The sequence below is a fragment of the Streptomyces sp. NPDC054956 genome (genome assembly GCF_053609185.1).
This window is the reverse complement of record NZ_JBSGXB010000326.1, coordinates 1-8,134: the sequence shown is the minus strand read 5'-3', so window position 1 is coordinate 8,134 and position 8,134 is coordinate 1. Positions and strand designations below refer to the sequence as shown.

Below are 8,134 nucleotides of genomic sequence, written 5' to 3'. Positions count from 1 at the left end.
AGTACGTCCAGTACACGGGCGCCCCGCCAACGCGCCGATGCACGGCACCGGACGACGCGGGCTCAACCGGCAAGATCCGAAAGAGACGGCCTAGCGGATCGAGTCGAACCAGCGGACGGCCTGGGGCGCCGAGCGGACCGCCGAGGTGAAGTGGTCGGCGTCCGGGCCCTGGTCGACGACCTTCGCCCGGACCCCGTGCCGGGCCAGGTCGGCCGCGCAGGCGCGGGAATTGCCGATGGGCACGTCGGTGTCGGCGGAGCCCGCGTAGAGGCGGACGGGGACGGCGGGCTTCCAGTCGCAGGCGTCGTCGTTGGCCTTCAGGGCCGTACGCAGGGCCCCGCGCGGCTCGCGGATGTTCGCGGCCCACTCCGGGGTGAGCAGTTCCTCGACCGTGCCGGGGAGCCCGGCCACGATGTCCTGCTCGTGGTGGCTCCCGTCGAACAGGCTTTCCATAGCCTGTGCATAGGGTGCGCGGAACACCTCGGCGGGGTCCTTGTAGAGCGGGTGCAGGCGGTTCTGCGCGGTGAGGAAGTAGGAGAGGTAGAAGACGGCGGTGCGCGGTGCGACCCGGCCGTCGGAGATCCCGGGCAGCTCGGAGCCGCTCAGGTCGTACGGGCCGGCGATGGGGGCCAGCGCGCGCAGCCGGAAGCCGCTTTGGCCGCGGGAGAGTTCACGGCCCAGCGCCATCGCGACCTGGCCGCCCTGCGAGAAGCCGGTGGCGTACACGTCCCGGCTGACGGCGCGGCCCAGGCGGCCGGCGGCGGTGCGGGAGGCCTTCAGCATGTCGACGGAGGCGGTCACCGAGGACCGGGTGTCCATGTACGGGTGGCTGCCGGGGCCGCCGCCCAGGCCCAGGTAGTCCGGGGCGGCGACGGCGCGGCCGGCGGAGGCGTGCAGATAGGGGGTGATCCGGTTGTAGCCCGGGGCCCCGGACGGGGCGTCGTCGCGGGTGGCGAGCGTGCCGTGGGTGTCGGAGACCAGGTCGAGGCGGTACGGGCCGTCCTGGGGGAGGACGAGGAGGCCGGTGGCCGTGGTGGGACGGCCCTGGGGGTCGACGGTGGCGTAGGTGAGGCGGTAGGCGGCGACGCCGTGGCGGACGGTGGAGGCGTCCATGCCGAAGTCCGTGAGCTGGGCGGCGACTTCGGCGCGGCCGAGGCGGTCGAGGGGGGTGAGGCCGAGGAGCTGCCCGCGGGTGCCGGTGCTCTGCGAGGCGCTGGGGGAGGGGGCGGCGAGGGCGACGGGCGCGGCGATGCCCCCGAGGACGGCGGCGAGTACCACGGCCGCGGCGGCGCGGCGGAACCGGTGGCGGGTGCTGCTCTGCGTCTGCTGGGTCGTCATACCCGGAAACTACGATCCCCCGCCGGACCCCAACATCCGGCAGCCCTGCCCCTGTTGCTGGTGCTACCCCCCCGGCCGGGGGCGGGGCGATCTGCCACGTGCACCGCCGCGGCACGGGGCCCGGGCGGAGCCCGGGCCTTGCTGGGGCAGGGCGGGGCCCTGGGAACGGTGGAAGGGCGGGTAGGGGACCAGCCCAGCGCAGCGGGGCGTTCGCCGCCGGGTGGGCCGGGCCTGATCAGGGGGAGCTGTGCGCCAGGTCAGCGTGCCGGGCGCGGCCCGGTTAGAACAGGGGGAGTTGGCCCGGGGTGGGGGAGAGGGTGAAGCCGTCCAGGGTGGGGGCTGCGGCGCCCAGGGTTACGCGGGCGCGGGAGCCGGGGCAGGAGACGAGGTCCCCGCGGCCCCGGCCGGCGGGCGGGTCGTGGCGGGCGATCCGCCCGGCGGTGACGGCGCAGTCGCGGCCGCAGGAGGGGCAGGCCCGGCGGGGTGAGTGGGACATGCCCCAAGTCTGCCCTGCCCCAAGGACATCGGCCCGCCCGGGCTGCCCGGCCTCCGCTTCGCCGCCCCCGGCCTCCGCCCCCGCCGCCCCGGCCCCGTCCCGGCGGGCCGGAGTCCGGAGGTGCGGGCCCGCTCAGGGGTGGGGGAGGTCCGGGTGTTCGGTTGGGGGGATGCCCGTGGACTCGAAGAGGGCCAGGGCCTGGTGGGCCGTGGCGGCGGCGTCCGGGCCGCCCGAGGCGTGGAGGGCACGGGCCAGTGCCGCCAGGGTTCTGGCTTCGCCCAGGCGGTGGCCCGTGCGGCGGTGGATGGGCAGGGCCTCGCGGCCGAAGGCCAGGGCGGCCGCGTGGGAGGACTCCGAGGCCGCCACCTCGCACAGGGCCGTCAGGGCCTGGCCCTCCACCACGTGGAAGGAGCGCTCGCGCGCCAGGCCCAGGGCCCGCTCCGCATGGCGCCGGGCCTCCGCCCCGCGGCCCAGGAGCCGGTGCGTGGTGGCCAGGCCCAGCAGGCAGTCCATCTCCGTACGGCTGTTGCGCACCTCGGCGGCGAGGGACAGCGCCCGAGTCCCGGTCGCCAGCGCCGCGTCCAGCCGGCCCAGCTTCCGCTGCGCGGCGGCGACCGTCCCGAGGATGCCGGCCTGGATCCAGCGCCGGCCCACCTCCTCGACCATCGCGAGGGCGCGCTCCGCCTGTTCCAGGGCCTCGCGGTCGCGGCCGAGCTCGATGTTGATCTTCGCGACGGCATCGAGCATCATCGCGCGGCCGTTGCGGTACCCGCGCCGGCCGTCGGCCGCCGTCTGCGGAGCCAGCACTTCGAGGCCTTCGGCGAGCCGCCCGAGTTCCCAGTACACCCCGCCCAGGTTCTGCAGGGCCAGGCTGTCGTCCTGCCAGCCGATCTGCCCGTTGCGGGTGATGGCCAGTTCGAGGTGGGCGGCGGCCTCGTGGAGCCGGCCCAGGTCCCGGCAGGTCACCCCGAGGCCGACCAGCCCGAGGGCTTCGAGGTGCAGGTTCCCCGTCCCGCGGATCATCCGCACGCCGGTGTCGAGGTGTTCGTGCGCGTCGTCGAGGCGCGCCAGGCTCCACTCCACGAGCCCCCTCCCGCCCAACGAGGCCGCCTCGCCGGTCGCCCAGCCGAGCTCGCGGCTGATCTCCCGTACGCGTGCGTGGTGCGCCAGGGCCGGTCGCGGGTGCCCCCGGTCCCAGTGGACCACTCCCAGGCTGCTGTGCATGGCGGCCTGGCCGTACAGGTCGCCCTCGGCCACGGCGGCCGCCAGCGCCGGCTCCACCGTGGCCTGCCACATCGCCCGCGGCAGGTGGAGCCAGAAGTAACCGAACAGTGCGGCGGTCAGGTGCCAGGCGGCCGGCCGGGGGCCGTACCGGCAGGCGTGCTGGATGGCGGCGAGGAGGTTCGTGCGCTCGGCCTCCAGCCACCGCGCGGCCGCGTCCGGCGAGGGCAGACCGGGCTGGTCGGGGCGCCCGAAGGGGTGGACCGGCTCCGGGAAGAGCCAGGTGCCCGAGGCGCTGCGGGCGGCGTCCACGTACCAGACCAGGAGCCGCTCCAGCGCGGCGTCGCGGTCCGCCGCGGTCTCCTCCACCTGCGCCCGCTCGTGCGCGTACTCGCTGAGCAGGTCGTGGAAGCGGTACCGGCCGGCCGCCTCGGGTTCGACGAGATGGGCGGCGGCCAGGGCGCCGAGCAGCCGCCTGGCCCGGTACGGAGGAGCGCCCAGGAGGGCCGCCGCGGTCTCCGCGGTGAACTGGGAGCCCGGGAAGAGGCCCAGCAGGCGGAACAGCCGGCGCGCCTCGTGGGGCAGCACCCGGTACGAGGCGGAGAAGGCCGCCCGCAGGGGCGAATCGTCCTCGCCGTCCGGTGCGAGCGCCTCCAGCCGGCTGCCCTCGGACAACTCGCCAACCAGATCGGTCAGTCGCAGTCCCGGATCGCCCGCCAGCCGGGCGGCGGCCACGCGCAGCGCCAGCGGAAGGCTGCCGCACAGCCGGACCAGCTCGTCGGCCGCCTCCGGTTCGGCCGACAGCCGGGCCGCGCCGAGGGCCTCGCGCAGCAGCGCGCGGGCCTCGGCGGGCAGGAGGAGGTCCAACGGCAGGGAGTGCGCCCCGTCGCGGACGACGAGGTCGCCGAGCCGGTTGCGGCTGGTGACGACGACGCAGCAGGTGGGGCTGCCCGGCAGCAGCGGCCGGACCTGCTCCGCCGACGCCGCGTTGTCCAGTACGAGGAGCAGCCGGCGGCCCGCCAGCATGCTCCGGTACACCCGGGCCTGCGCCTCGGCGTGGGAGGGGATCTCCGCGGCGGGGAGCCCCAGGCTCCGGAGCAGGAGCTCCAGGGCCTCGACGGGCCGGAGCGGATCGCGGTCCTGGTCGAACCCGTGCAGGTTGACGAAGACCTGGCCGTCGGGGAACCGGTCGCGCACCTGGTGCGCCCAGTGGACGGCCAGCGCGGTCTTGCCGATGCCCGCCGCGCCGCCGATCGCGGAGATGACCACCGTGTTCGCGGTGCGGGAGGGGAGCTCCTGCTCCTGCTCCTGCCCCTGCTCCCGGCCCCGCTCCTGACCCCGTTCGGGCGGCAGGAGCGCGTGCAGATGCGCGAGTTGATCGGCGCGTCCCGCGAACCCGGCGGTGTCGTGCGGCAGTTCGGCGGGCACGGGTGCCGGAGTCGGGGCCCGGTCCGGCGCCGGAGCGGGCATCGCCGAGGGAGCCGGCGCAGGCGTCGCCGCCTGGGGCAGCGGGTCGTTGTGGAGGATGATCCGGTAGAGCTCCCGCAGCTCCGGCCCGGGGTCGACCCCCAGCTCCTCGGCGAGGCGTTTGCGCAGACCCTCGTAGTACTGGAGGGCCTCGGCCGACAGCCCGCACCGGTACAGCGCCGTCAGCAGCTGCCGGGCCATCCGTTCGTCGAGCGGCTGCCCCGCGGCCACCTCGCGCAGCCGCGGGAGCACCTCCTGGTGGCGCGCCCTGCGCAACTGCACCTCGTGGTACTGCAGCAGGGCCTCGACGCGCTCGCTCTCCAGCCGGGCCCGCGTCCCTTCCACCCAGGCACCCGTCAGCCCTGCCAGCGGCTCACCGCACCACAGCTCCAGGGCGCGTTCCCAGCGCCCGGCGGCCAGTTCATCGGCCTGTACGTGGCCCTGTGCGTGGCCCGAGGCGTGGGCCCGCACACCGGCCCGCCCGTCGGCCTGCCCGTCGTTCTCGGCCTCCGCCGCACGGGCCAGGCGGACGAGGGTCCGGAACCGGTGCAGGTCCACCCGCTCGACCGGGACCCGGAGCACGTAGCCGCCCGGCCCGTTCTCCAGCCGTACGCCCTCCGCGGCCGCGTCGGCCCTGCGCAGCGCGGCCCGCAGCCCCGCCACGTAGCCGTAGAGGGTGTTGCGCACGGCGGCCGGCGGGTGCTCGCCCCAGACGCGGTCGATGAGGGTCCCGATCGGTACCACGCGGTTGGGCTCCATGAGGAGCACCGCCCAGACGCACCGCTGCCGGGGCCGGCCGAGGTCCACGTCCTGGCCGCCCAACCACGCGCGTACGGGCCCCATCAACCGGATGTCCACCGGCCTGTCCCTCCGTCAATACGCCCTACGCCATCGGGGGGAGGGCGGAAGAGCCCCGTGTCCCGGGCCGAATGGCCGTACCGGCCCGGGCGGCCATCCTTCCGGCCTCGTGACCTGCACGTCCAGGTTTCGTCAAGATTCCGTCAGCCACCCCTTCGGCAAGCTGACGCCGTCACGAGGCGAGCGCACGGCACGCGCCGCGACGGCGAACCGCCCCGGGTGGGCGACGGCCGGCGGCCGGGCGGCCGTGCTCACGCGTGACAGGAGCTGCCGTCCGCCGGTGCCGGGGGGAACCGGCGGGCGGCGCCTTCCCCCACCTGAGCCAGCAAGGAGAGCCCCGTGCGCCGAGTCCACCAGCCGAGCGACACCCCGCAGGACCCGCAGCCGCAGCCTCCCGCGTTCCCGCCCGCCGCGTCGCCAGCACGCAAGGACCGCAGCGGTCCGGTGCTCCTGGTCGCCACCGTGTCCGCCGGAGCCTGTGCCGTCCTGTACGTGTTCGCGCTGGTGCTCGACGCCCTCGGTCATGCCGCCGGGGCGATAGCGGCGATACCGACCGGCGGAGTCCTCACGGGCATCGTCGTGCAGTTGCTGCGCAGGCGCTCCTGACCCCGAGGCGGCGGGCAGGACCGCCCGGGGCCCCGCAAGGCCCCGGCGGCCTCAGCTCTCCTCGGCCGCGAGCCACGCCTCGTGGGCGCGGGTCACCCGGGTCCACAGTGCCGACCGGTCCGTCGGGGTCAGGTCGTCGAGGTTCCGGCCGAAGACCTCGCGCAGCACGGAGTAGAACTCCTGCGGCTCGTCCAGTACCCGCCGGGTGGTCCCGCGGACCGGGTCGATCCGGGTGAGCACGCGCCCCCGCAGGGCGTCGATGCCGTCCGCGTCCCGGCGCAGGACCGCGAAGGTCCGTACGAACCCGGACTCCTCGGAGGTCGACAGCCGGACGTGCTCGGCCTCGAAGTCGGCCGTCGAGGCCGGCTCCGGGCGGAAGTTCACGACGGGGGCGGAGCTGCCCGGGTGGCGGTAGAGCCAGGTTCCCGAGGCCAGCCGCTCCAGGGAGTAGGCGAAGGCCCCCTGGGCGTACGAGCCCTCGCGCAGCGGCAGCGGCTCGTGCGGGCCGTCGCCGAGCCCGGTGTCCACGTAGAACTCGGCCCCCTCCACGCGGACGGTGAGCGCGAGGTGGTCGCCGCTCACGCCGCGCAGGGCGTCCTCGGCCGCGGACTCCTCGTACACGCCGCCGACGTGGCGGGTGACCTCGTAGCCGAGGTGGCCGAGGAGCGCGGCGAAGCCCCCGTTGAGGTGGAAGCAGTACCCGCCGCGTCCGGCGGCGAAGCGGCGCGCCGACAGCTCGGGGTCGATGCCGGGCGCCCGGCCGAGCTGGATGTCGAGGTTCTCGTACGGGACGCGTTCCAGATGGGCCCGCTGGAGGGCGAACAGCCCGGCGGCGGACGGCGCACCGGGCACGCCGATGCCGAGGCGCCGCAGGTAGGCGGCGTATGTGCCGGTGCCGTCGGTGCCGGTCACTTGTCGATGTCGCCGACGACGAAGAAGAGCGAGCCGAGGATCGAGACCATGTCCGCGACCAGCTGCCCGGGGAGGAGCACGGCCAGGGCCTGGATGTTGTTGTACGACGCCGAGCGCAGCTTGAGCCGGTACGGGGTCTTCTCGCCCTTGGAGACCAGGTAGTAGCCGTTGATCCCGAGCGGGTTCTCGGTCCAGGCGTACGTCTCGCCCTCGGGCGCCTTCAGCACCTTGGGCAGCCGCTGGTTGATCGGGCCGGGCGCCAGCTGTTCCATCCGGTCCAGGCAGGCGACCGCCAGGTCCAGGGCGTTGTGGGTCTGCTCCAGCAGGACCTCGAAGCGGGCCAGGCAGTCGCCCTCGGTGCGGGTGACGACCTTGAGCACGTCCTGGAGCTCGCCGTAGGCCAGGTACGGCTCGTCGCGGCGCAGGTCGAAGTCGACGCCGGAGGCGCGGGCGATCGGGCCGGAGACCCCGTACGCGTGCACGGCCTCGGCGGACAGGACGCCGACGCCCCGCGTGCGGCCGCGGAAGATCTCGTTGCCGCGGACCAGGTCGTCGTAGACGTGCATGCGGGTGTTCACGTCGGCGATGGCGGCGCGGGCGCGGCCCAGCCAGCCGGCCGGGAGGTCCTCCTTGAGGCCGCCGACCCGGTTGAACATGTAGTGCATGCGGCCGCCGGAGATCTCCTCCATGACGGCCTGGAGCTCCTCGCGCTCGCGGAACGCGTGGAAGATCGGGGTGATGCCGCCCAGCTCCAGGGGGTACGAGCCGAGGAACATCAGGTGGTTCAGGACCCGGTTCAGCTCGGCGAGCAGCGTGCGCATCCACACGGCCCGCTCGGGGACCTCCATGCCGAGCATCCGCTCGACGGCCATGACGACGCCCAGCTCGTTGGAGAACGCGGACAGCCAGTCGTGGCGGTTCGCGAGCATCACGATCTGCCGGTAGTCGCGGGCCTCGAAGAGCTTCTCGGCGCCGCGGTGCATGTAGCCGACCACCGGCTCGGCGCTGACGATCCGCTCCCCGTCCAGGACGAGGCGCAGGCGCAGCACGCCGTGCGTGGAAGGGTGCTGCGGGCCGATGTTCAGCACCATGTCGGTGCTCTCCGCCGCGCCGCCGATGCCGACCGTGGTCTCCGTCATGGGCGCATTCTCGCAGCCGAAGGGGGTGGCTTTGCGCCCGGGCCGGATTAGGGAGCGGCGTCCGGTGCCGTGCATCGCAAGGCGGAGGAGGGAGGCC

Annotated in this window: 6 protein-coding genes; 1 reads left to right on the top strand and 5 read right to left on the bottom strand. The window is 75.1% G+C overall.

Annotated elements, in window-relative coordinates:
* Positions 1-90 precede the first annotated feature (90 nt).
* The 3 genes from ACWGDE_RS32940 to ACWGDE_RS32930 all read right to left on the bottom strand — a co-directional run bounded on the left by ACWGDE_RS32940 (position 91) and on the right by ACWGDE_RS32930 (position 5,380).
* The gene (locus ACWGDE_RS32940; RefSeq protein ID WP_453392713.1) at positions 91-1,338 is read right to left on the bottom strand and encodes an alpha/beta hydrolase; all 1,248 of its coding nucleotides are present in this window, start codon (positions 1,336-1,338) and stop codon (positions 91-93) included.
* 280 nt (positions 1,339-1,618) lie between these two features.
* Positions 1,619-1,834, bottom strand: a complete 216-nt coding sequence (locus ACWGDE_RS32935) for a hypothetical protein (protein ID WP_453392712.1) — start codon at positions 1,832-1,834, stop codon at positions 1,619-1,621.
* Between the two features lie 132 nt (positions 1,835-1,966).
* Positions 1,967-5,380, bottom strand: a complete 3,414-nt coding sequence (locus tag ACWGDE_RS32930; protein WP_453392711.1) for an AfsR/SARP family transcriptional regulator — start codon at positions 5,378-5,380, stop codon at positions 1,967-1,969.
* A 339-nt stretch (positions 5,381-5,719) separates the two neighbouring features.
* Between ACWGDE_RS32930 and ACWGDE_RS32925 the strand changes: the two genes are divergently transcribed.
* Complete coding sequence (locus tag ACWGDE_RS32925) at positions 5,720-5,986, top strand: hypothetical protein (RefSeq protein WP_453392710.1); 267 nt, start codon at positions 5,720-5,722, stop codon at positions 5,984-5,986.
* A gap of 51 nt (positions 5,987-6,037) precedes the next feature.
* On the opposite strand, the gene ACWGDE_RS32920 is transcribed toward ACWGDE_RS32925, so the two are convergent.
* On the bottom strand, positions 6,038-6,898 hold the full coding sequence (locus ACWGDE_RS32920) for an arylamine N-acetyltransferase family protein (RefSeq protein ID WP_453392709.1): 861 nt from the start codon (positions 6,896-6,898) through the stop codon (positions 6,038-6,040).
* On the bottom strand, positions 6,895-8,037 hold the full coding sequence (locus tag ACWGDE_RS32915) for an NADH-quinone oxidoreductase subunit D (RefSeq protein WP_453392708.1): 1,143 nt from the start codon (positions 8,035-8,037) through the stop codon (positions 6,895-6,897). The genes ACWGDE_RS32920 and ACWGDE_RS32915 overlap by 4 nt, the downstream gene beginning before the upstream one ends.
* Positions 8,038-8,134 lie beyond the last annotated feature (97 nt).